Source organism: Streptomyces sp. NPDC039423 (genome assembly GCF_055598725.1).
This window is the reverse complement of the sequence record NZ_JBVKAH010000004.1, coordinates 131991-155781: the sequence shown is the minus strand read 5'-3', so window position 1 is coordinate 155781 and position 23791 is coordinate 131991. Positions and strand designations below refer to the sequence as shown.

17 protein-coding genes are annotated in these 23791 nt (G+C 74.8%); 8 read left to right on the top strand and 9 right to left on the bottom strand.

Annotated features, from left to right (window positions below; translation table 11 throughout):
* Positions 1-80: 80 nt before the first annotated feature.
* Positions 81-1010: a hypothetical protein gene (locus ACZ7LK_RS14895; RefSeq protein WP_471140860.1), complete on the bottom strand. Its 930-nt coding sequence runs from the start codon at positions 1008-1010 to the stop codon at positions 81-83.
* Positions 1007-1435 carry a hypothetical protein gene (locus ACZ7LK_RS14890; protein WP_392273724.1) on the bottom strand — a complete coding sequence of 143 codons (429 nt, stop codon included), beginning with the start codon at positions 1433-1435 and terminating at the stop codon, positions 1007-1009. The genes ACZ7LK_RS14895 and ACZ7LK_RS14890 overlap by 4 nt, the downstream gene beginning before the upstream one ends.
* Before the next feature lie 145 nt (positions 1436-1580).
* On the opposite strand from ACZ7LK_RS14890, the gene ACZ7LK_RS14885 reads away from it, so the two are divergent.
* The 3 genes from ACZ7LK_RS14885 to ACZ7LK_RS14875 all read left to right on the top strand — a co-directional run bounded on the left by ACZ7LK_RS14885 (position 1581) and on the right by ACZ7LK_RS14875 (position 8544).
* Complete coding sequence (locus ACZ7LK_RS14885) at positions 1581-5030, top strand: CHAT domain-containing protein (protein WP_471140857.1); 3450 nt, start codon at positions 1581-1583, stop codon at positions 5028-5030.
* A gap of 211 nt (positions 5031-5241) precedes the next feature.
* Positions 5242-6282: a tetratricopeptide repeat protein gene (locus tag ACZ7LK_RS14880; protein WP_471140854.1), complete on the top strand. Its 1041-nt coding sequence runs from the start codon at positions 5242-5244 to the stop codon at positions 6280-6282.
* 189 nt (positions 6283-6471) lie between these two features.
* The gene (locus ACZ7LK_RS14875) at positions 6472-8544 is read left to right on the top strand and encodes a SpoIIE family protein phosphatase (RefSeq protein ID WP_469464375.1); all 2073 of its coding nucleotides are present in this window, start codon (positions 6472-6474) and stop codon (positions 8542-8544) included.
* Positions 8545-8553: 9 nt separating this feature from the next.
* On the opposite strand, the gene ACZ7LK_RS14870 is transcribed toward ACZ7LK_RS14875, so the two are convergent.
* The 7 genes from ACZ7LK_RS14870 to ACZ7LK_RS14840 all read right to left on the bottom strand — a co-directional run bounded on the left by ACZ7LK_RS14870 (position 8554) and on the right by ACZ7LK_RS14840 (position 17006).
* Positions 8554-9702 carry an aldose epimerase family protein gene (locus ACZ7LK_RS14870; protein ID WP_471140851.1) on the bottom strand — a complete coding sequence of 383 codons (1149 nt, stop codon included), beginning with the start codon at positions 9700-9702 and terminating at the stop codon, positions 8554-8556.
* A gap of 30 nt (positions 9703-9732) precedes the next feature.
* Positions 9733-10962, bottom strand: coding sequence for a multiple monosaccharide ABC transporter permease (gene mmsB, locus ACZ7LK_RS14865; RefSeq protein WP_392273727.1), 1230 nt, complete (start codon positions 10960-10962; stop codon positions 9733-9735).
* A gap of 9 nt (positions 10963-10971) precedes the next feature.
* Positions 10972-12507 (bottom strand): multiple monosaccharide ABC transporter ATP-binding protein, encoded by a 1536-nt coding sequence (gene mmsA, locus ACZ7LK_RS14860; RefSeq protein WP_469464376.1) that lies wholly within the window; start codon positions 12505-12507, stop codon positions 10972-10974.
* Between the two features lie 32 nt (positions 12508-12539).
* Positions 12540-13652 carry a multiple monosaccharide ABC transporter substrate-binding protein gene (chvE, locus tag ACZ7LK_RS14855; protein WP_392273728.1) on the bottom strand — a complete coding sequence of 371 codons (1113 nt, stop codon included), beginning with the start codon at positions 13650-13652 and terminating at the stop codon, positions 12540-12542.
* 3 nt (positions 13653-13655) lie between these two features.
* On the bottom strand, positions 13656-14684 hold the full coding sequence (locus ACZ7LK_RS14850) for a hypothetical protein (protein WP_471140848.1): 1029 nt from the start codon (positions 14682-14684) through the stop codon (positions 13656-13658).
* A 124-nt stretch (positions 14685-14808) separates the two neighbouring features.
* Positions 14809-15855 carry a zinc-dependent alcohol dehydrogenase gene (locus ACZ7LK_RS14845; protein ID WP_469464359.1) on the bottom strand — a complete coding sequence of 349 codons (1047 nt, stop codon included), beginning with the start codon at positions 15853-15855 and terminating at the stop codon, positions 14809-14811.
* Positions 15852-17006: a mandelate racemase/muconate lactonizing enzyme family protein gene (locus ACZ7LK_RS14840; protein WP_392273731.1), complete on the bottom strand. Its 1155-nt coding sequence runs from the start codon at positions 17004-17006 to the stop codon at positions 15852-15854. The genes ACZ7LK_RS14845 and ACZ7LK_RS14840 overlap by 4 nt, the downstream gene beginning before the upstream one ends.
* Positions 17007-17221: 215 nt before the next feature.
* Between ACZ7LK_RS14840 and ACZ7LK_RS14835 the strand changes: the two genes are divergently transcribed.
* The 5 genes from ACZ7LK_RS14835 (at position 17222) to ACZ7LK_RS14815 (ending at position 23714) form a co-directional block, all read left to right on the top strand.
* Complete coding sequence (locus ACZ7LK_RS14835) at positions 17222-17995, top strand: IclR family transcriptional regulator (RefSeq protein ID WP_392273732.1); 774 nt, start codon at positions 17222-17224, stop codon at positions 17993-17995.
* On the top strand, positions 17992-18855 hold the full coding sequence (locus ACZ7LK_RS14830) for an SMP-30/gluconolactonase/LRE family protein (RefSeq protein ID WP_471140844.1): 864 nt from the start codon (positions 17992-17994) through the stop codon (positions 18853-18855). The genes ACZ7LK_RS14835 and ACZ7LK_RS14830 overlap by 4 nt, the downstream gene beginning before the upstream one ends.
* 134 nt (positions 18856-18989) lie before the next feature.
* A complete protein-coding gene (locus ACZ7LK_RS14825; protein WP_392273734.1) occupies positions 18990-19526 on the top strand; it encodes a SigE family RNA polymerase sigma factor in 537 nt (178 codons plus the stop codon).
* On the top strand, positions 19514-20161 hold the full coding sequence (locus ACZ7LK_RS14820) for a hypothetical protein (protein WP_471140839.1): 648 nt from the start codon (positions 19514-19516) through the stop codon (positions 20159-20161). Before ACZ7LK_RS14825 ends, ACZ7LK_RS14820 begins: the two co-directional genes overlap by 13 nt.
* A gap of 160 nt (positions 20162-20321) precedes the next feature.
* Entirely contained in the window at positions 20322-23714 is a 3393-nt protein-coding gene (locus tag ACZ7LK_RS14815) for an ATP-binding protein (RefSeq protein ID WP_471140837.1), read from the top strand.
* The last annotated feature ends 77 nt before the right edge of the window (positions 23715-23791 follow it).

The following is a 23791-nucleotide window of genomic DNA, read 5'->3' as shown; positions in this document are numbered from 1 at the left end:
GGACCCCCTTCCCGGCCGCACCGCTCCCCGCGCCCCGGCACCCGGCGGGCCGTGCGGCGCTCGCCCGGGCGCACCCGGGATCAGCCGCCCTGCCCGGGCTCCGGCTCCTTGCGCAGCGCCCGGGAGAGGCGCTCACCGACGACCCGGTCGACGCTCCCGTCGCACTCGACGCCCAGCGCCGCCGCCACGTCCCGCAGGTGCAGGTCGGCGAGCGCCTCGGTGAGCTCGCCGAACGCCTCCGCCGCGGCCCGCCCGCGCCGTACCCCCGCGACGACCGCGACCCCACCCGCCAGCCCCGCCGGCCACCACCAGAACGCCAGCACCAGGTACCCCGCGCCCCAGGCGTACAGCCGTGCCGACGCACTCAGCCGCACGCGGGCGGCGTGCAGTTCGGCCCGTGTGCCGTCGGAGGCCAGGAGCCACAGGTGCGGCCAGGCGGCTGCCAGGTCCACCCGGTGGGCGCGCCAGAGCCGCTGCCCCGGCGCGGCGAGCCGGTCACCCGTCCCGAAGGGATGACGGGGCGGCGCCGCGGCGATGCGGCCACGGTCGGCGTAGCGGCGCTCCGCGACGGCGGCGAGCCGGTCGGCCTCCGGCGCCCCCTCGATGCGTGCCCGGCCGGCCGTGACCAGCGCGGTGCGGAAGGCCGCGTCGGCGGCGCGCCAGCGGCGCAGCCGGCGGTCGGCGAGCCGCCGCAGCAGCGGCCCGCGCGGCTCCGCGCACCACAGCAGCTCCACCCCCGCGCCCAGGCTCTGGGCCGCCGCACCCGTCACCGCGGCACCGGCCAGCACCCCCAGAGCCACCAGGACGACCGTTCCGGTGCTCCCGGAGGCGGGGGAGGAGGCGAGGGCGTCGAGCCAGGACCGCAGCCGCCCGACATCGGCCCATCGCTCGTGCCCCAGCACCATGGCCGTGGTCAGCGTGGCGAGGAAGAGCAGCCCCGGCAGGGCCAGCAGCGTCAGCCACCGCTCGGCGATCCGGCCGCCCAGCGCGCTGAGGAAGGCACTGGTCACCGCAGGGGCACCGCGCGCAGCGGCCGGTCGAACACCCGGCAGCCCGGGTGCGGGGCCTCCTCGGCGGGTGCCTCCACCCGCCCGCAGTGACCGAGCGGGCAGGCCAGCACGTGCAACGCCGGGTGCCCCGGCCCCGCGACGGGGAGACTTTGGTAACCGGGCGGGGGCGGCGGAGTCGTGCGGTAGGAGCCCAGGCCGGCACTGTGCCCGGCCACGAGCAGCTCCTCCTCCAACTCGTCGAAGACGTCCTCCAGTTCCTCGGGGGCCCGGCCGGCCCGCAGGCCGGAGACGATGGACTCGACGAGCCCCAGGCCCCGTTCACCGAGCTCCAGCGGTCCGGAGTCGTCCGTCAGCCGCCGGCACAGCTCTCCCAGCCTGGCGTGTCCGGCTCGCGGCCCCCTTCGCCCCCCGGTCTCGATCTCCACCGTTCCCCCTCGGACGCCGGATGTCGGTCGCCGTGATTGTACGTCCACCGAACGACCGCGGTCCGGCGGTCCGTTCGCTATCGTGAGCACGGGCCGACGGTACCGAGGGGCCGCGGTCACGGCCGCGTGACACCGGGGGGTGGGCGTGTTCCGCACGAACCGAGCGCGAGCGGCGGAGGACCCCGACGCGGGACGGGAGGCCGATCGGCTGCTGGCCCACCACCTCCGGACGGGCGACCGGCAGGCCCTCGACACGGCGATCGACCTCTACCGGCGGTACCTCGCGTCCCCGGCGGTGGACGCCGCGCACGCCGCCACCCGGGCGGGCAACCTCATGGTCGCCCTCCACAGCCGGTACCAGTTGGTGCGGCACCCGGACGACCTGGACGCCCTGGTGGAGCTGGGGCGCCGGCAGGCGGCCCGTGAGCCGGCGAACCCCCAGGACGTACGGCTCCTGGGCATCGCCCACCAGCAGAGGTTCGCCGTCCGGGAGCGACCCGAGGACCTCGACCGGGCGGCGGAGGCGTTCGAGCGGGCGGCCCTCCTGCCCCAGGAGGCCGAGACCGCGGCGCAGTCCCTGGGCGGACTCGTCGAGGTGCTCCGTCTGCGGCACGGGCTGGCCGCACGGACGCCCGGCCGGCCGGGCGCCCGGGACCCCGCGGCGGACCTCCTCCGCGCCACGGACGCCGGACGGCGCGCGCTCCGGGTGTTGCCGGCCGGATCGCCCGCCCGGCGCGTTCACCTGAGCAACCTCGCCGGGCTGCGCCACGACGCGTACCTCGTCGACGGGGACCTCGATGCCCTGCGTGAGGCCCTCGACCTGTGGCGCGCCGCCGTGGAGGCCGTCCCGCCCGGCGACCCCGACCGCCCGCTCGTCCTCGGGAACCTCGGGCACGGCCTGCGCCAGTGGCACGAGCACGCCTCCGACGACACCCACCTCCCGGAGATGCTGCGGACCCACCGCATGGCCCTGGCAGAGTGCCCGCACGGTTCCCCGGCCCGTGCCGAGCGGCTCGCCGGGCTCGGCATCGCGCTGCGCCTGGCCGCCGAGGCCACCGACGAGCCGGCCCTGCTGGAGGAGTCGGCGGCCCTGCTGCGCGAGGCCCTGACCCTGTTCCGCCCCGGCACCCCGGAGCACGCCAACAGGCTGAAAAGCCTCGGGAACACCTTGCACAGGCTGGCGCAGCGGACCGGTGACGCGGCGCTGCTCGACGAGGCCGTCGCCACCTTGCGCGCCGCCCTCGCCGAGCAGGAACCGGGCACGGAGGAGTACGCCGGGACCCTGGCCAACCTCGCCGTCACCCTGCGGCAGCGCGCCCTCCAGACCGACGACCTGACCTCCCTGTGGGAAGCCGCCCGACTGGCCAGGGAAGCGCTCCACGCGTCCCAGGCACCGCCCGCCGCCCAGGTCGTGCGTCTCGGCAACCTGGGGGTGGTGCTGCAGAGCTGGCACGGAGCTACCGGGGACACCGCGGCCGCCGGCGAGGCGATCGACGCGGCCCGTCGGGCGCTCGCCCTGGCACCCGCGGCCGGATTACCGCGCGCCGACCGGCTGAACCACCTGGCCAACGCGCTGCGGGCCCGGTTCGACGACACCGGCGACGTGGCGGACCTCGACGAAGCCGTCGCACTGCTGGAGGAAGCAGCCCGGCAGGCCCCCTACGGCGACCCGGCGCTCGCCATGGTCCTCTCCAACCTCGGCTCCGCCCGGCTCACCAAGCACCATGTCACCGGCGCGCCGGGCGAGTTGGAGCAGGCCGTCAGCGAACTGGGCCGCGCCGTATGGGCCGTCACCGAGCACACCTCGACCCACGGCGGCCATCTGAAGGCGTACGGGGACGCGCTGCGTGCCCTGTACGAGCGGGACGGCGACCGGGGAGTGCTCCGTGCCGCCGAGGACGCCTACCGGCAGGCCGCCGAAACCACCGCCCTGCCCGCCCACGAGCGGGTTCTCGCGGCCTGGGAGTGGGGCGCCGCCGCCGCCGACGACGGCCAGCGCTGGGCCGAGGCCCTGCCGGGCTACCGGCTGGCACTGGACCTGCTGCCGTTCGCCGCGTCCGGCCGGCTGGTCCGCAGTGACCAGGAGCGCGGCCTGTCCCGGGTGCGGGGCCTGGCCGCCGAGGCCGCCGCGTGCGCGGTCAACGCCGGCCGGCCGGAGCAGGCGGTGCTCCTGCTGGAGCAGGGCCGGGGTGTCCTGCTGGGCCGGGCCATGGCCACCCGCGACGGGCTCGGACGCCTGCGCGGCGCCCACCCCGCACTCGCCGAACGCTTCGCACGGCTGAGGGAACGGCTCGACGCCCTGGAGGCCGCCGGCGTCGCGGACACCGCGCAGGGCCCGCCGCCGGCCGACACCACCGACCGGCGGCACGCCCTCGCCGCCGAACTGGAGAACCTGGTCGCCGAGATCCGCTCCCGGCCCGGCTTCTCCGACTTCCTTGCCGCGCCCTCCCCCCGGGCCCTGGCGGCGTGCGCCGACCGGGGCCCGGTGGTGCTCGCCTACTGCAGCGCGTACCGCAGTGACGCACTGGTGCTGCGGGACGGCGAGGTCGTTCTCGTGCCGCTGCCCGACGCCACCCCGGAGGCCGTCGGCGAGCAGGCCGACCGCCTCGCACGCGCACTCGCCGACGCGGCCGATCCCGCCCGCGACCGGGCGGCCCAGCAGGCGGTCGACGAGGTGCTCCGCTGGACCTGGGACCACGTCACCGGCCCCGTGCTCGACCGGCTCGGCCTGCACGGGCCCCCGCCGGGTCACGAGTGGCCGCGCCTCTGGTGGTCGCCGGGGGGCGCCCTCGCCTCCCTGCCGCTGCACGCGGCCGGTCACCACGGCGAGGGCCCCGGCACGGTGCCCGGCGACGGAGCCGCCCCCGCGCCGTACCCGGCGGGGCCAGGGCCCCGGACCGTGCTGGACCGGGTGGTCTCCTCGTACACCCCGACGGTCGGAGCCCTCCGGTACGCCAGGGCCCGGGCCGCCGCGCCGCGACCGCACGGCCGGCTGCTCGCCGTGGCCCTCCCGCAGACCCCGGGCGCCCGGCCGCTCGGCGGCGCGCGGCGGGAGGTGGAGGTGCTGCGGGGCCTCGTCCCCACCGACGTACTGCACGGGCAGGACGCCACCTTCGAGCAGGTGATGGAAGCCCTGCCCCACCACCCCTACGTGCACTTCGCCTGCCACGGGGTCAGCGAACCGGACGACCCCTCGAACGGCCGGCTCCTGGTGCACGACCACCCGACCCGTCCGCTGACCGTCCGCGCGATCTCCCGGCTGGACCTGCCCGCCGCGCGGCTCGCGGTGCTCTCCGCCTGCGAGACCGCGCGGGGCGGCGGCGAACTGGCCGACGAGGCGATCCACATCACCTCGGCGTTCCAGCTCGCGGGATACCCGAGTGCCGTCGGAACGCTCTGGCCGGTGCACGACGTGGTGGCCGTCCGCGTCACGCGCCTCCTCTACCAGGGCCTGTGTGCCGGCGCGGCAGGCGACGGCCCGGAACTCGACGACACGAGGGCGGCCACCGCCCTGCACCAGGCGGTCCTGCGCTGCCGCGCCGCCTTCGCGGCCAGTCCCAGCCTGTGGGCGGCACACGTGCACGCGGGCGCCTGACGACACCCGGAGCGACGAGGAGGCTGTCACGATGAGCCGATGGTGGCGGCGGCGAGCCGCGGAGGACGGCCGGGAGGCAGGCGCCCAGCCGCTGCCTCACCGGACGCACGAGAACCCACCAGGAACAGGCGAGCCGCCCACGGCGGAGTCCGGAGGCACGAGGCGTCCCGGCGGGGGACACATCACCCTCTCAGAGGTGATGGAGGGAGGGGTGGAGCAGGAGGTCTTCCGCATCGACATCTCCCCCGAGCAGGCCGCCGCCATGCGGGCGCAGTCCGCCATCGACCGGCTGGGCCCCGAGCACCCGGAAGCCCTCACCGCCATGCGCGCCCTCGCCCGCGTCCTCGCGTCCGCTCCCGGGCGGGGCGGGGAGGCCGTCGAGCTCTACCAGCACGTCGTACGCACCCAGTGGACCGTCCTCGGCGACCGCGACGAGGAGACCCTGCGCACCTCCGCCGAACTCGCCGGCCTCCTCCACGAGACCGGTGACCTGCGCCTCGCCGAGGAGGCGTGGCGCGACACCTTCCGCCGCCGCGCCGAGACGCTCGGCCGTGACCACCCCGGCGCACTGGCCTGCGCGACCGGCCTCGCGGCGGTCCTTCAGGACCTGGACCGCGCCCCTGAGGCCGAGCCGCTGCTGCGGGACGTCCTGGAACGCCGTGTCCGGCTGCTCGGCCCCGACCACCCCGACGTCCTGACCTCCGCGAACACCCACGCCGCCGCGCTGATCAGGTGCGGCCGCCACGAGGAGGCCGAGCGCGCCCTGCGCGGCCTCGTGCCCCGGCTGGAGGACCGGTACGGGAGCGCGCACGAGCGCACGATCGCCGCCCGGACCAACCTGGGCGCCGTCCTGTGCCGGCTGGACCGCTACGCCGAGGCGGAACAGCACCTCCGTACCGTCGTGCAGGTGTCCGACGCGACCTTGGGCCCGCACCACGAGTCCACGCTGTCGGCGCGCAACAATCTCGCCGCCGTCCTGCACGGCATGGAACGCTACGAGGACGCCGTCCCCATCCTGCGCGCGATCCTCGACAGCAGCGAGACCCTGCACGGCGACGACCACCCCGCCACCGTCGCCGTCCGGGACAACCTCGCCAACGTACTGATCGACGTGGGCCGGCACGCCGAGGCCGCCGAACTGCTCGACCGCTGCGTACGCGACTACCGGCGGATCCACGGCCCCGGACACCCCCGGCTGCGGGCGGCCGAGGAGAGGCTGGCCTGGCTGCGGGAAGGACCGGCCGCTCACTGACCCCGTGCGCCGGGCACCCGGCGAACCGGCCGGCCCGTCCACCGCCGAACCGCTCCCGGCCACTGCCGAACCGCTCCCCGCCATCGCCGAACTGCGCCCGGCGGTCCGCCGGGGCACGCTTGAAGCGTGAAGAACCCCGAGGAGGCCGGCTCGGGCCTGCGGTCGCTGGGCACCGCCCTGTCCGACGCCATGCGGCGGACGGGCGCGGCCATCGGCATGGTCTACCTGCGCCCGCCCGGGGAGAGCGCCCTCCGCCTGGCGGTGCTGAGCGGCGTCTCGCTGGAGTTCGCCGCCCCGTGGATGCGGGTCATGCCGCGCGACCCCGTGCCCCTGGCGGACGCCGTGGCCGAAGGACGGCTGGTGTGGATCGGGGACCGGGAGGAGATGGCCCGCCGCTACCCCCGGCCGGGGCTCGTCCTGCCGTACGCGTTCTCCCTGGCCGCCGCCCCGATCTCCGGTGCGGGCACCACAGGGGGCGGCCTGGTGCTGCTGTGGCCCGGGGGGCACGCACCGCGGCTCGCCGCGCCGGAGGAGGACGCCGTCCACAGCGGCTGCGACCGCATGGCGCAGATCCTGGCCCGCGCGGACGACGAGGGCCGGCCCGTGGTCCCGGGGCGGACCCCCCGGATCGTCCGTCCCACCCGGCGCACCCCCGGGCCCATCGAGGCCACGGCGGCGGTGGAGTTCGTCCACCGCCTGCCCGGCGGGAGCTGCGCACTGGACCTGAACGGCCGTGTCACCTTCTTCACCGAGGAGGCGGCCGACCTCCTCGGGGTCGCCGCCGAGGAACTGACCGGCGCCCTGCCGTGGGAAGTGCTCCCCTGGATGGACAACCCGGCGGTCGAGGACCGGTACCGCGCGGCGGTCATCAGCCGCCGGACCACGTCGTTCACCACGCTGCGCCCACCCGACCACTGGCTCCGCTTCGAGCTGCACCCGGACGCCACCGGCATCAGCGTCCGCATCACCCCGGCCGACCCGGAAGGAGGCGCCGCCGGTACGGGCAGCACCCGCCAGGAAGAGGAGGAGCACACGCCGCAGTCCGCCCTGCCGAGCCGGGCGACCAGCCTCTACCACCTGATGCACCTGGCCGCCACGCTGACCGAGGCCGCCGGGGTGCAGGAGGTGATCGACCAGGCCGCCGACCAGATCACCCCTGCCCTCGGCGTCCACGCCCTCGCCCTGCTGACCGCCGAGGACGGCCGCCTGCGGGTCGTCGGCCACCGCGGTTACGCCGAGGCCGTGGCCCGGTTCGACTCCGCCCCGCTGGCCTCCGACACCCCGGCGGCCCGCGTCCTGGTCACCCGGGCCCCGCTGTTCTTCGGCAGCCGGGCGGAACTGGAGCGTGACTTCCCCGACGCGGTCGTCCTGGGCAGCGCCGGCGCCGCCTGGGCCTTCCTGCCGCTGATCGCCTCGGGCCGCCCGGTCGGCTCGCTGGTCCTCGGCTACGACCGGCCGCGGAACTTCCACCCGGGCGAGCGGGCCATCCTCACCTCGCTGGCCGGTCTCCTCGCCCAGGCCCTGGACCGGGCGAGGCTCTACGACAGCAAGCACGAACTCGCCCGGCGCCTCCAGGCGGGCCTGCTGCCGCACACCCTTCCGCACGTCCCCGGACTGGAGGTCGCCGCCCGCTACCTGCCCGCCGGCCACGGCACGGGCGTCGGCGGTGACTTCTACGACCTGATCAGGCTCAGCGGCACGACCGCCGCCGCGACCATCGGCGACGTCCAGGGCCACAACGTCGAGGCCGCGGCCCTCATGGGGCAGGTGAGGGCCGCCGTCCACGCGAGCGCCGGCGCGCCGCCCGGCGAGGTCCTCGCCCGTACCAACCGCCTGCTGACCGACCTCGACCCGGGCCTGTTCACGAGCTGCCTGTACGCGCACATCGACCTGAAGCACCACCGGGCCCTGCTCGCCACCGCGGGCCACCCGCCGCCCCTGGTGCGCCACCCGGACGGGCACACCGAGGCGCTCGACATGCCGCCCGGCCTGCTCCTGGGCATCGACCCGGCCGCCGACTACCCCACGGCCGGGCTCGCCCTGCCCCTGGGCACCGTGCTGGCCTTCTTCACCGACGGCCTCGTCGAGTCACCCGGTGTCGACATCGACGACGCGACCGCCGAGCTGGCCGGGCAGCTCGCCTGGAGCGGGGACGAGAGCATGGACGACCTGGCCGACGCGCTCATCGGCCACGCCCGTGAGTCGGCTCCCCGCCACGACGACATCGCCCTGCTCCTCCTCCGCACGGTCGCGCCCGTCTGAGGCGCCGGCTCAGCGCGCCGAGAAGCCGTGCACCGTGGTCGACCGGTACGTCCGGCCCGGCCGCAGCACCGTCGACGGGAACGCCGGCCGGTTCGGCGAGTCGGGGAAGTGCTGCGTCTCCAGGCACAGCCCGTCGCCCTGCCGGTACGTGCGCCCGGACGGCCCGGCCAGCGTGCCGTCCAGGAAGTTGCCCGAGTAGAACTGCACGCCCGGCTCGGTCGTCGCGATCGTCATCGTGCGCCCCGAGCCGGGGTCGCGCAGCGTCGCGAAGGGCAGGGGGCGGGCCGTGACGCCTTTGTCCAGCACCCAGTTGTGGTCGTACCCCTGGGCGAGGACCAGTTGCGGATGCGCCGTGCGGATGTCCTCGCCGATCGTCTTCGCGTGCCGGAAGTCGAACGGTGTGCCCGCCACCGGCGCCAGTTCGCCGGTCGGGATGAGGGCCGCGTCGGTCGGGGTGTAGCGGGAGGCCGCCAGCCGCAGCTCGTGGCCCAGGACGTCACCGCTGCCCTCGCCCGCCAGGTTGTAGTAAGTGTGGTTCGTCAGGTTCACCACCGTGGCCCGGTCGGTGGTCGCCGCGTAGTCGACGCGCCAGTCCCCGCGCGGGGTGAGGGTGTACGTCACCGTCACCCTCAGCGTGCCCGGGTAGCCCATCTCGCCGTCCGCGCTCACGTACCGCAGCACCAGGCCGACGCCCGTGCGGTCGGAGAACGGCTCCACGTCCCACACCCGTTTGTCGAACCCCTGGGCGCCGCCGTGCAGGCTGTTCGGCCCGTCGTTGACGGACAGCCGGTACTCCGTGCCGTCCAGGGTGAAGCGGCCGCCCCCGATCCGGTTGCCGTACCGGCCGATCAGCGCCCCGAAGAACGGCGACGACGACACGTACGCGTCGAGGTCGTCGAAGCCCAGCGACACGTTGGCGTACCGGCCGCGGCGGTCCGGTGTCTCCAGGGACTGCACGATGCCGCCGTACGACAGCACCTTCAGCCGCGTGCCGCCGTTCTCCAGCGTCCAGCGGTGCACCTTCGTGCCGTCGGCGAGCCTGCCGAAGAGTTCCCTCACCGGTCTCCCGCCTCCCGACGCGTACGCGGTGGCCGGGGCCGCCGCCGTGAGTCCCGCGGCGGCCGCGGCCGCCAGCACCGTCCGTCTGCTCGTCTCCATCAGAACTCCCGAAGTTCTCGAAGGGGTGGACTACTTGCCGGCCCTGCGCTTGTTCCAGACGTCGAACCCGACCGCGGCGAGCAGCACGAGCCCCTTGATGACCTGCTGGTAGTCGGTGCCGACACCGACCAGCGACATGCCGTTGTTCAGCACGCCCAGCACCAGGCCGCCGATCACGGCGCCCATCACCGTGCCGACGCCGCCGCTCATCGAGGCACCGCCGATGAACGACGCGGCGATCGCCTCCAGTTCGAAGTTCAGGCCCGCCTGCGGGGTGCCCGCGTTGAGCCGGGCCGCGTACACGCAGCCCGCCAGGGCCGCCAGCACGCCCATGGTGACGAAGACCAGGAAGGTGACCCGCTTGTCCTTGACGCCCGACAGCTTCGCCGCCGCCTTGTTGCCGCCCAGCGCGTACACATGGCGTCCGATCACCGCGTTGCGCATCACGTAGCCGAGAGTGATCAGCAGCGCGCACATGATGAGCATGACCACCGGCACGCCGTGGAAGCTGGCCAGCGTCAGTGTGAACGCGACAACGGCGGCCGTGACGGCGGTGCACTTCAGCGCCCACAGGGCGAACGGCGGCACGTCCAGCTCGTGGGCGAGCTGCCGCCGCCGGTCCCGCCACTCGCGCAGCAGCAGGAACACCACCGCGACCAGCCCCAGCAGGAGGGTGGGGTTGTGGTACTGCGTGTAGGGACCCATCTCGGGGATGAACCCCTTGGCGATGTTCTGGAAGCCGTCGGGGAACGGGGCGATCGACTGCCCCTCCAGCACGATCTGCGTGAGCCCGCGGAAGAGCAGCATGCCGGCCAGCGTCACGATGAACGACGGGATGCCCACGTACGCGATGAAGAAGCCCTGCCAGGCGCCCGAGACCGCGCCGATCAGCAGGGACAGCACCAGCGCGAGCACCCACGGCATGTCGTGCTTGACCATCATCACCGCCGACATGGCCCCGACGAAGGCGACGACCGAGCCGACGGACAGGTCGATGTGGCCGGCGATGATGACGATCATCATGCCCATGGCCAGGATGAGGATGTAGCCGTTCTGCTGGATCAGGTTGGAGACGTTGTTCGGCAGGAGCAGCGTGCCGTCGGTCCAGATCTGGAACAGCACGACGATGAACGCGAGCGCGATCAGCATGCCGTACTGGCGCATGTTGCCGCGCACGCCGTCGAGCAGCAGCGCGAGCGCCGACGGCCGCGGCGGGGCGTCCTGCGGCCGGGGGCGTGGGGGAGTGGTCGTGGTGGTCATGGCGGGGCCTCAGCTTCTGTTCGTGGTCATCCGGCGCATCAGGACTTCCTGGGTGGCGTCGGCGCGGGCGACCTCACCGGTCAGCCGGCCCTCGGCCATCGTGTAGATCCGGTCGCACATCCCGAGCAGCTCCGGCAGTTCGGAGGAGATGAACAGCACGGCCTTGCCCTGCGCCGCGAGCCGGTCGATGACGGTGTAGATCTCGTACTTGGCGCCCACGTCGATCCCGCGCGTCGGCTCGTCGAGGATCAGCACCTCGGGGTCGGCGTGGATCCACTTGCTGAGGACGACCTTCTGCTGGTTGCCGCCCGACAACCGTCCCACCTGCTCGAAGACGGTCGGCGCCTTGATGTTCATCGTGGTGCGGTACCGCTCGGCGACGCGGCGCTCGTGGTGCCCGTCGACGAAGCCCCGGCGCCGCATCCCCGGCAGCGAGGCCAGGGAGATGTTGCGGTTGATGTCGTCGATCAGGTTCAGGCCGTACGTCTTGCGGTCCTCGGTGACGTACGCGAGGCCTGCCTCGATCGCCGCCGGCACGGTCCTCGTCGCCACCTCCCGCCCGCCCACCTCGACCGTTCCGGCCGCGTGGATGCCGTACGAGCGGCCGAAGACGGACATGGCCAGCTCGGTACGGCCCGCGCCCATGAGCCCCGCGATGCCGACGATCTCGCCGCGCCGCACGGTCAGGGACACGTCGTCGACGACCGTGCGCTGGTGGTCGACCGGGTGCCGGACGGTCCAGCCGCGTACGGCCAGCGCGACCTGGCCGGCGTCGTCGCCCTCGTACGGCGTGCGGTCCGGGAACCGCTGGTCGAGGTCGCGGCCGACCATGCCCCGGATGATCCGGTCCTCCGACAGTCGCGGTTCGGCGTCCGGGGTCTCCCGGACCGTCAGGGTCTCGATGGTCCGCCCGTCGCGGAGGATCGTCACGGAGTCGGTGATCCGCCGGATCTCGTTCAGCTTGTGCGAGATGATGATGCTGGCGATGCCCTGGTCGCGCAGCCCTAGGATCAGGTCGAGGAGCTTGGCGCTGTCCTCGTCGTTGAGCGCGGCCGTCGGCTCGTCGAGGATGAGCAGCTTCACCTCCTTGGCCAGCGCCTTGGCGATCTCCACCAGTTGCTGCTTGCCCACGCCGAGGTCGGCGACCGGCGTCTGCGGCTTCTCCCGCAGCCCCACGCGCTTGAGCAGCGCGCCCGCCCGCCGGAGCGTCTCGTTCCAGTCGATCAGCCCGCGCGTCGCCCGCTCGTTGCCCAGGAAGATGTTCTCGGCGATCGACAGGTACGGGACGAGCGCCAGCTCCTGGTGGATGATCACGATGCCGTGCCGCTCGCTGGCCCGGATGTCCTTGAAGGCCACCGGCTCGCCCTCGAAGCGGATCTCGCCCTCGTACGAGCCGTGCGGGTGGACCCCGCTGAGCACCTTCACCAGGGTCGACTTGCCCGCGCCGTTCTCGCCGCAGACAGCGTGGACCTCCCCGGGCCGAACCGTGAGGTTCACCTCGGAGAGCGCCGTGACGCCGGGGAACGTCTTGGTGATCCCGCGCATCTCCAGTACGGGCCTGTCCGCCACGGGCCGCGTCACTTGAGCTGCCCGGCGGTGAAGTAGCCCTCGTCGACGAGGAGCGTGGTGTTGGTCTTGTCGATGCTGACCGGGTCCAGCAGGAACGACGGCACGGTCTTCTTGCCGTTGTGGTAGTCCTTCGTGTTGTTGACCTCGGGCTTCTTCCCGTTGAGCACGGCGTCGCCCATCTCCACCGCCCGCGCGGCCAGCTTGCGCGTGTCCTTGAAGACGGTCTGCGTCTGCTCGCCACGGATGATCGACTTCACCGACGCCAGCTCGGCGTCCTGCCCGGTGACCACCGGCAGCGGCCGGCTCTTCGTGCCGTAACCGGCGCTCTTCAGGGCGGAGATGATGCCGATGGAGATCCCGTCGTAGGGGGAGAGGACCGCGTCGACGCGCTCCTCGCCGTAGTTCTTGCTGAGGAGGTCGTCCATCCGCTTCTGCGCGGTGCCGCCGTCCCAGCGCAGTGTGGTCGCCTGGCTCATCCGCGTCTGCTTGCTGCGCACCACGAGCCGGCCGCTCGTGAGGTACGGCTGGAGGACCTTCAGGGCGCCGTTCCAGAAGTACTTCGTGTTGTTGTCGTCGGGCGAGCCCGCGAACAGCTCGATGTTGTAGGACGCGCCCCGGGCGGTCGCCGGTCCCAGCCTCAGCGCGTCGACGATGTACTGCGCCTGGAGCCGGCCGACCCGTTCGTTGTCGAACGACGCGTAGTAGTCGACGTGTTCGGTGCCCATGATGAGACGGTCGTAGGAGATCACCGGGATGCCCGCGTCCTCCGCCCGCTGGAGCACCTCGGTGAGGGCGGAGCCGTCGATCGCGGCGACCACCAGCAGCGTGCGCCCCTTGGTGATCATGTTCTCGATCTGGGCGATCTGGTTCTCGACCTTGTCGTCGCCGTACTGGAGGTCGGTGTCGTACCCCGCCTTCCGGAACTGCTCCGCCATGTTCTCGCCGTCGGCTATCCAGCGCTCCGAGGCCTTGGTCGGCATGGCGAGGCCGATGGTGCCTCCCTTGCCGCCCGCGGGCTTGTAGCGGCTGCCGCCCCTGGCCTCCTGGCCGCAGGCGGTGAGTGAGACGGTGAGCAGCGCGGCGAGCGACGCCGCCACCGCGGTTCTGCGGGAGATGCGCATGGATCAGTCGCCTTCCGGGACGGTTGCCGGGACGTTGGTCGGGACGTTGGCCGGGACGTTTGTCGGGACGGGGAAGCGCGGGAGCTCGCCCGGCAGTCGCGAGCCGAGCGGGGACATCCCGCCGTCCGCGCCGTGCCGGGCCAGCAGGTCCAGCACGAGCCGTCCCCGGCGGACCCGCTCCCGGGCGGTGGCGAGCGCGGTGTCGCGCAGATGCGCGCCGAACGGGTAGATGCCGGGCGCGCGGCTGAGGCCGAACTTCAGGTACAGCGGGGCGCCGCGCCGGATCAGCTCGGCCACCTCGTACATCCGGACGTAACCGCCGAGGTCGTCGGGCGCCTCGACGTACATGTCCATCGGTGCCCGGGCGGCCAGCCGGATCTCGGTGAGGTGGTCCAGTGTCAGGTCGGAGGGCACGTTGACGGAGTCGGCGCCGAGCCGCTCGTACACCGCGTACGAGGCCGGGTTGACCGGGCCGGTGAGCGCGGACAGCTTGAACGTGGTGTCGGCGGGGAGGTGGCCGGCCGCGCGCAGCCGGTGCAGCGTCCACAGCACGCCCTCGTCGGCGACGAGCAGGCAGCGCACGCCGAGCGCCGCGGCGCGGCAGGCGTCCTCCACGCAGCCGGCCAGCGCGTCGTGGCCGCGGGCGCGCAGCCCCGCGCCGCCCGAGTCGGTGCGGGTTCCCGCGCCGATGTCCCAGGTGCCGCGCGGGCCGGTGAACAGGCAGAGCTCGATGTCGCGTTCCGCGCAGGCCTTCACCATCCCGGTGATCTCGGCGTCGGTGAGCATCCAGACGCCGCTGCCCTGGCTGACCCGGTGGACCGGTACGTCGAGCCGGGCGCTCTCCTCGAGGACGACGGCCAGCGCCTCCGGGCCCTCCACGGACGGGATCTCGGTGCGCCAGGTCCCGCCGTCGGGGAAGGCGTGCGGTGAGGCGTCGGCGGGGTCGGCGACGGGCGCCGGATGGCCGATGACGGCCAGGGCCTCGGCGCCGGGACGGCGAGGCGCCGGTGCTGGTGCGGACGGGACGGTCACAGGGCTCCTTGGTGTTCGGTTCGGTATTCCGGACGTCGTTCGCGCTGTTGGGCGTACGGCGGTACGGGGGCGAGCAGGGCGCCCCGTACCGCCGTACGGCTCGGGGAGGCGCGGCGGGCGGGCCTCAGGGCCGCAGCAGCACCTTGCCGGTCTTCGGGTCGCCGCCGCCCACCAGGGCGACCGCGTCCGTGAACCGCTCCAGCGGGAACTCGTGCGTGATCAGCGGCGCCGGGTCGAGCAGCCCGAGCCCGAAGGCCCGTACCGCGTCCGACCAGGCCGACGAGGGGGCACCGAAGACGCTGCGGATCTCGAGCTGGCTCAGCGACAGGTGGACGGGGTCGATGCCGGCCGCGCCGGGCGTGAACATCCCGGTCAGCACCACCCGGCCGCCCCGGCGCGCCAGCCGGCACGAGGACGCGGCCGTGGTCGGTGCCCCCGCCGTCTCGACCACCAGGTCGAACCGGCCCTCCAGCCGGACCGCCTCGGCCGGGTCGAGCGACTCGCTCGCGCCGAACCGCAGTGCCTGGTCGCCCCGCGCCGTCCTCGGGTCGATCACCGTAAGCTCGGCCGGGGACGAGGCGCCCAGCAACTGCACGGCCAGCAGTCCCAGGGTCCCCGCGCCCACCACCGCGACCCGCTCACCGGGGCGCGGCCGCCCCGCCCGTACCGCCGCGGCGATCACGGCGGCGGGCTCCAGCAGGGCCGCGGCCCGCAGGTCGGCGTCGTCCCGCAGGAGGTGCAGCAGCCGCGCCGGCACGGTGACGTGGTCGGCGAAGGCACCGGGCTCGGTGAACCCCGTCTCCGCGTACCCGCCCGCGCACAGGCTGGTCTCGCCGCACCGGCAGCGCTCGCACGCCCCGCACGCGCGGAACCCCTCCGCGACCGTCTTCCGGCCGGCCAGCGCCGGGTCGACGCCCTCGCCCACGGCCTCGACCGTCCCGGACCACTCGTGGCCCGGGACCACCGGGTACCTGACGTACCCAGGGTCCCGGTGTCCGTCGTACACCTCGCGGTCGCTCATGCAGATCCCGGCCGCGGCCACCCGCACCAGGACCTCGCCGGGGCCGGGGGCGGGCACGTCCCGCTCGACGAGCCGGTGCGCGCCGGGGCGCTCGACGAGCAGCGCGCGGCTGGGCCGGGTCCCGGGCGCGCCGCTCGGGGGGCGGCTCACTTCGGCGCCCTCATCTCCCAGCCCTCGGCCCACAGGTCGAACCGTGCCCGCTGCTGGGGGAACTCCGCCGCCGCGTCCACGTCGAGTTCGACGCCGAGACCCGGCGCGTGCGACACCTCGAAGCAGCCGGTGGCCGGGTCCACCAGCGGAGCGCCCTTGACGACCTTCTTGATGTCCGCGTCCGCGAAGTCGTTGAAGTGTTCGAGGATCTTGAAGTTGGGCGTGCACGCGGCCAGTTGGAGGGACGCCGCGGTGAGTACCGAGCCGCCCACGTTGTGCGGGGCGACCAGCGTGTAGTGCGTCTCGGCGGTCGCCGCCAGCTTTCGGGTCTCCAGGATGCCGCCGATGTGCCCCAGGTCCGGCTGGATGATGTCGGCCGCCTGGGACTCGAACAGCTCCCGGAACTCGATCCGGTCGTGGATGCGCTCACCGGTGGCCACCGGGATGTCCACCTTCCCGGCGACCTTGGCCAGTGCCTTGAGGTTCTCCGGCGGCACCGGTTCCTCCAGCCAGGCCGGGGCGAACGGCGCCATCTCCTTCGCCAGCCGTACCGCCGTCGCGGGGCTGAACCGCCCGTGCATCTCCAGCATCAGCTCGGCGTCCGGCCCGATCGCGTCCCGTACCGCCTCGATCAGCGACACCGCGTACCGGGTCCGCTCCGCGTCCAGCTCGAAATGGCCGGTGCCGAACGGATCGATCTTCAGCGCCCGGTAGCCGCGCGCCATGACGCCCTTGGCCGCCCGGTGGTAGGCCTCGGGGGTCCGCTCGGTGGTGTACCAGCCGTTGGCGTACGCCTTGACCCTGTCGGTCACCTTGCCGCCGAGGAGCTGCCAGACGGGCACCCCCAGCGCCTTGCCCTTGATGTCCCAGCACGCCATCTCGACGACCGCGATGCCCGACATGACGATCTCGCCCGCCCGGCCGTAGTCGCCGTACTTCATCCGGCGCACGAGGTCCTCCACCGCGAACGGGTCGGAGCCGGCGATGTGGTTGGTCTCGGCCTCCTTGAGGTAGCCGACCAGGGCGTCGGTGTGCCCCAGCATGCGGGTCTCTCCGACGCCGGTGAGCCCTTCGTCGGTGTGGACGCGTACGTAGGTCAGATTGCGCCAGGGGGTCCCGACGACATGAGTGCTGATTCCCGTGATGCGCACGGCGGTTGCCCTCTCGTGCTTGTTCGATATTTCGTCACTCGTTCGAAATCTTGGCGTGACCGTAATCAGCGGTCCGGAAGGTGTCAATGGTTCGCGCGTCTCCGCCCGAACGGGATCCGTCCCCGGCCATTGCCCGGTGAAGTCGCCTGTGGTTAGCCTGTGTTCGTCATACCGATCAAAGGTCGAAGTTTCGAACGAAGGGGTGGGTGGACGGCATGGGGCGTCTCGTTCCCGCGGTGACCAGGGCGCTCGACATCCTGGAGCTGTTCCTCCAGGGCGACGGGACCCTCTCGGCGCCGGAGGTCACCCGCCGGCTCCGACTGCCCCGCACCACCGTCCACGAGCTGCTCACCACGCTCGCCGCCCGCTCCTACCTGGTGCCCGTCCCCGAGCAGCCCGGCCGCTACCGCCTGGGTGTCCGCACCTACCAGCTCGGCAGCCGGTACGCCGAACAGCTCGACCTGGCCGCCGAAGGCCGGCAGGTCGCCCAGGAGGTGGCCGAGACGTGCGACGAGACCGTCCACCTCGCCATCCTGGAGGACACCGACGTCATCTACATCGCCAAGGTCGACTCCACGCACGCGGTGCGGATGGTCTCCGCGACCGGCCGCCGGCTCCCCGCGCACTGCACCTCCGTCGGCAAGATGCTCCTCGCCTCCCTGCCGCACGCCGAGCTGGAGGCCCGCCTCGACGGGCGCGACCTGGTGGCGATGACCCCCGCCAGTGTGACCGACCCCGACGCCCTGCGCGCCGAACTCGCCGCCGTCCGCGAGCGCGGCATGGCCACCGAGCACCGCGAGTCCAACCCGGACGTGAGCTGTGTGGCCGCCCCGGTCCGCGACGGCAGCGGCCGGGTCGTCGCCGCCCTGTCCATCTCGGTGCCCGTGATCCGGTGGACCGAGCAGCGCGAGGCGGAGCTCGCCGCCCTCGCCGCCAAGGGCGCCGAGGACCTCTCCCTGCGTCTCGGCCACCGCGGTGGCGCCCGGTGACGGCGCACCCGGCCGTGCGGGTCGCCGTCCGGGAGCACGCCGAGCTGGGCGAGGGCCCCACCTGGGACCCCGCCGCGCGGCGGCTGATATGGGTCGACATCCTCGGCGCCCGCGTCCACACGTACGACCCGGCGACCGGCCGCCGGACGGTCATGGCCACCGGCCAGCACGTCGGCGCCGCCAAACCCCGCTCGACGGGCGGACTGGTCGTCAGCCTGCGGGACGGCATCGGGCTGTACGGCGAGGGCGGTGCCCCCTTCCGCTGGCTGGTGCACGACCCCGTCCCCGGGCGGCGCGGCAACGACGCCGTGGTCGCACCCGACGGGTCCCTGTGGGCCGGCACCATGCGGTACGACGAGGCCGACGGCGGCGGTGCCCTCACCCGGATCGCCGCCGACGGGACCGCCACCGCCCTCCTGCCCCGCGTCACCGTCAGCAACGGCACCGGCTTCAGCCCCGACGGCACGCTGGTGTACTACGTCGACAGCCCCACCCGGCGCGTGGACGTGTGCCGGCTCTCCGACGACGGCCGCCGCCTCACCGACCGCCGCCCCCTGGTGACGATCGAACCGGGCGCCGGCTTCCCCGACGGCCTCACCGTCGACGCCGACGGCTGCGTCTGGGTGGCCCTCTGGGACGGCGCCGCGATCCGCCGCTACACCCCCGGCGGCACCCTCGACAAGGTCGTCCCACTGCCCGCGCACCGGCCCACCGCGTGCGCCTTCGGCGGGCCCGGGCTGCGGGACCTCTACGTCACCACCGCCCGCACGGGCCTGTCCCGCCCCCGCCACCCGGACGGCTCGCTGCTGGTGCTCCCGGACGCCGGACAGGGCCTGCCGGGCGTCCCCTTCGGCGGCTGACACACCCTGGGCGAACGCTTGTTAGGATCACGGCCTCGCATCGTGGCGGAGGGGGCCCTGCGAGCACACATCAGCACACACCGGCGACGGCCGGGTTACGCAGTGCGCGACGCGACGCGCGGGGAGGGGCCACCGTGGGGACACCGGCCGATGACGCCGCCACGGAGTTCCACGACTTCTTCGAGCGCCACTACGCCGAACTGGCCCGCCTCGCCCACCTGCTGACGGGCGAGCCGGACGCGGCCGACGACATCGCCGCCGACGCCCTGCTCGCGCTCTGGCACCGCTGGGACCGGGTCCGCGCCGCCGACCACCCCGCCGCGTACGCCCGCGGCGTCGTCGCCAACCTCGCCCGCAGCCGCATCCGCGGCGCCGTGCGCGAGCGCCGCCGCATCGCCCTGTTCTGGTCCCAGCACTCCCCGTACACCGACGGCCCCGACGTACCGGCCGTCGTCGACGTCCAGGGCGCGCTGCGCACCCTGCCGTTCCGCAAACGCGCCTGCGTCGTCCTGCGCCACGCCTTCGACCTCTCCGAACGGGACACCGCCCTCGCCCTCGGAATCTCGGTCGGTACGGTGAAGAGCCAGACGTCCAAGGCGATGGCGCAGCTCCAACGGCTGCTCGGCGACCGGGCGGCGACGCACCTGGTGGGGAAGACATGGACCAGCTGAAGCAGCGGCTGCGGGAAGCGGCCCGCGCCCACGAGCCCGACCGCGCCCGCATCCTCGCCCGGGTCGAACGCGGCATGGCGGCACCGGCCGCCGCCGCGCGCCACCACCGCCCCCCGTCGCGCACCTCCTGGGCCCGGGTCGCCGCCGCCACCGCCGCCGTCGCCGCGGTGCTGGTCGCGGGCGGCTACACCGCGACCAGCGTCCTCGACACCGACCGGCCGGACCGCGGCACCAGCGCCGCGCCCGCCGCACCCCTGCGCGCCGAGGGGGTCGTGGACCCGCACAGCAACCGCTTCTGGGCACAGAGCGACATCACCCTCACCGCACCCCGACCGCTCACCGCCCTCACCGTCGAGCTGCGGGTCGCCCAGACCGGCGGCGTGGCCAGCACCGGCCACTGGCGCACGCTGCCCGAGGAGGACTTCACCGTCTCCGTCCGCGAGGACCGCGACGGCGCCCTCCGCTACACCTGGACGCTCAAGCCCGGCCGCGGCGCCCCGGCCGGCCGGCACGTCTTCGCGGCCCAGTACAACCACGCCGAGGGCACCCGCGCCGCCACCGGCGACCGCTACACCATCACCGCCACCGGACAGGACGGCGAACGGACCACCGTGAGCGGCGACTTCGCCAAGTGACCCCGCCGCGCCCCGGCCGCCGGCCCGCCGACCGCCGTGAGGGCCGCCCCGGTCGGGCGACCGGCCGCCCCTCCGCCCCGTACGGCGGCGTGGACGCGCACCGGCCGAGGTACCGGAAATCCGTGGCGACGCGGGCGCCCGCCAGGGTCACAATGAGCCGGTGACACACGGTTCGGCATCGGCAGACGGCTCGGCAGACGGTTCGGCACACGGCCCCGCGGGCGGCCCGCCCGCGCACGCCCCGGCGGCGGACGGCCGCCCCCTCGGGGAAGGGGACGGCCCGTGCCGCTACCGGGTGCTCGGCGCCACCCGCGCGGTGCGCCCCGACGGGACGGAGGCGCCGGTCGCCGGGGCGCGGCTGCGGGCGCTGCTCACCGCGCTGGCGGCGGCCGGCGGGCGGGCCGTCCCGGTCGGCCGGCTGGCCGGCCAGGTGTGGACCGGTACCCCTCCGGCGGACGAACCGGCCGCGCTACAGGCGCTGGTGGGGCGGCTGCGCCGGGCCCTGGGGCGGGACGCCGTCGTGTCCGTCCCGGGCGGGTACCGGCTCGACGCCCGCCCCGACGACGTCGACCTGTTCCGCTTCGAGCGGCTCGCGGTCGCCGGCACCGCCGCGCTCGGCACCGGCGACCCGGCCGCCGCCGCCCGGCTGCTCGACCGGGCACTGGCCCTCTGGCAGGGTCCCGCCCTGGCCGACCTGCCCGACCGGGACGACGACCCCCTCGCCGTACGGGCCGCACGCCGCCGCACCGCGGCGCGCCGTGACCGGCTCGCCGCCGAGGTCGCGCTCGGCCGCCCGGAGGCCGCCCTGGCGGGGCTCGCCGAGCTCACCGCCGAGCACCCCCTGGACGAGCCCCTGGCCGCGCTGCACATCCGGGCGCTGCGCTCCGCCGGCCGCCCCGCCGAAGCACTGGCCGCCTACGAGGACGTCCGCACCCGGCTCGCCGACCGGCTCGGCACCGATCCCGGCCCCGACCTCACCTCGCTGTACGCCGAGTTGCTGGCGGGCGACGCGCGGACCGGACGCCCGCCTGCCGCACCCCCCGCGCCCGGCGCCCCGCGCGCCCGGCTCACCTCCTTCGTCGGGCGGGCCGGCGAACTGGCCGCCCTGACCGAGGAGGTGCGCGCCCGGCGGCTGGTCACCCTGCTCGGGCCCGGCGGGGTCGGCAAGACCCGGCTGGCCCTGGAGGCGGCCGACGCCGTCACGCGGGCCGAGAACGCCTGGCCCGACGGCACCTGCGTCGCCGAACTCGCCCCCGTACGCCACGGGGTCGACGTCCCGGAGGCCGTGCTGCACGCCCTCGGCGTGCGCGAGCCCCCGCGCTGGGGTGCCGCCGACGGCCCCCCGCGCGAACCGCTCGCCCAGCTCGTGGACCACTGCGCCGGGCGCAGGCTCCTGATCGTCCTCGACAACTGCGAGCACCTCGTCGACGCGGCCGCCACCCTCGCCGACACCCTCCTCACCCGCTGCCCCGGCGTCACCGTCCTCGCCACCAGCCGCGAACCGCTCGGTGTCCCGGGCGAAGCCGTACGCCCCGTCGAACCACTGCGCCAGGACGCGGCGCTCCGGCTGCTCGCCGACCGCGGTGCCTCCGCCCGCCCCGGCTTCCGCACGGACGACGACCCGGAGGCGTGCGCCGAGCTCTGCCGCCGCCTCGACGGGCTGCCGCTCGGCATCGAACTGGCCGCGGCACGGCTGCGCGCCCTGACGCCGCGCCAGATCGCCGACCGGCTCGACGACCGCTTCCGCCTCCTCGACCGGGGGAGCCGCACCGCCCTGCCGCGCCAGCAGACCCTCCGCGCGGTCGTCGACTGGTCCTGGGACCTGCTCGACACGACCGAGCGGGTCGTCCTGCGGCGGCTGGCCGTCTTCTCCGGCGGCTGCTCCCTCGCCCTGGCCGAGGAGGTCTGCGCCGAACCCGGCACCCTGGAGGCCCTCACCTCCCTGGTCGACAAGTCCCTCGTCGTCGCCGTGCCCCGGCCGGGCGGGGACGGGATGCGCTACCGGCTCCTGGAGACCGTCGCCGACTACGCCGCCGAACGGCTCGCCGAGGCGGGGGAGCGGGAGAGCACCGCCCGCCGGCACCTCACGGCGGTGCGCGAGTTCGTCCGTACCGCCGGCCGGCAGCTCCACGGCCCGCGGCAGACCGCGTGGCTGGAGACGCTCGACACCGAGCACGACAACGTCCGCGCGGCCCTGCGGACCGCCGTCGATCTGCGCGAGGAGCAGGAGGGGCTGTGCATGGTCCTGTCCCTGGGCTGGTTCTGGCAGCTACGCGGCCACCTGGGCGACGTCCGCGCCTGGTCGGCGGAGGTGGCCGCCCTCGGTCCCGACCCGTTCCTTCCGGACGGGGACCACGGCGTGCGCCGCGCCGTGCCGCTGGCCCGGCCGTGCACCGACCTGCCGCCGCCGTGGCAGGAGGAACAGCTCTGGGAGGCCCGGCGCGGGGTACGGCTGATGGCGCTGGCCTCGGACGGCAGCGAGGGCGCCGCCACGATGGAGAAGCCCGGCAACCGGGCCCACCTGACGGCGGTCGCCGACGCCTACCGGCCCGGAATGCCGCAGAACAGCCGCCAGCCCGGCACGATGTGGTTCTTCGTCCGGCTGCTGCTGGGCGAGTTCCCCGACCTGGCCCGGACGATGGACGCCTTCGTGGCCTGCTGCCGGGCGTACGGCGACGACACGGACCTCGGGTTCGCCCTGCTGATGCGGGCCAAGGTGATGCCCGGCGCCGGCGACGACGCGGAGGAGGCCCTGGCCCGCTTCGAGGCCGCCGGTGACCCGTGGGGCATCGCCGAGGCCCACAGCGCCCGGGGCGAGCACCACGAGCGGGAGGGCGACCACGCCGGGGCCGCCCGGGATTTCGAGCGGGCCGCCGAGGCGGCCGAGCGCTCCGGCGCGCGCGGCCTCGGACCGCTCTTCCGGGCCCGGCTGGCGCACCTCCGCCTCCAGGGCGACGCCGGACCGGAGCAGCGCGAGACCGCCGAGCGGATGCTGCGGGAGGCGGCCGAGGACCCGGCGGAACCCGCCGTCGAGCAGGTCGGCACCGCCCGGCTGCTGCTCGCCCAGCACTACGGCCGCACCGGTCGCGTCGCCCTCGCCCGGCAGCAGCTGGACGTCATCGAGGCCGGGTTGCCGGCCGGCACGGCGGACCTGTTCACCGGCATGCTGCTGGGGCTGCGGGGCTGGCTCGACTGCCTCGACGGCGACCACGCGGGCGCCCGGGAACGCCTCGCCGCGGCCGTGCGCCGGATGGAGACGCTGGCGTACATGGTGGCTCCACGTCTGATCATCGGCCAGTTCCCCACCGCCGCCTGGGCCTTCGCCGAGCAGGGCGACCCCCGGGACGGGGCCCGGCTCCTCGGCGCGTACGACCGGCACGCCGACGGCCCCGGCGGTACGGGCTTCCGCCAGTTCTCCGCCGAGGCGGCACAGGAGATCCGGCTCCGCGCCGAACGGGAGCTGCGTGCCGTCCTGGACGGCGACACGTACGCCCGCGCACACGCGGAGGGCGGCGGGCTCACGGTGCGGGAGGCCGCCGCCCTGGTCCGCTGACGGCGGCCGGCGCCGGCCGCCGGCACCGCACGTGACCTCCAGGGGGCACGCGGTGACGCGCCGGGCGGCGGCATCCG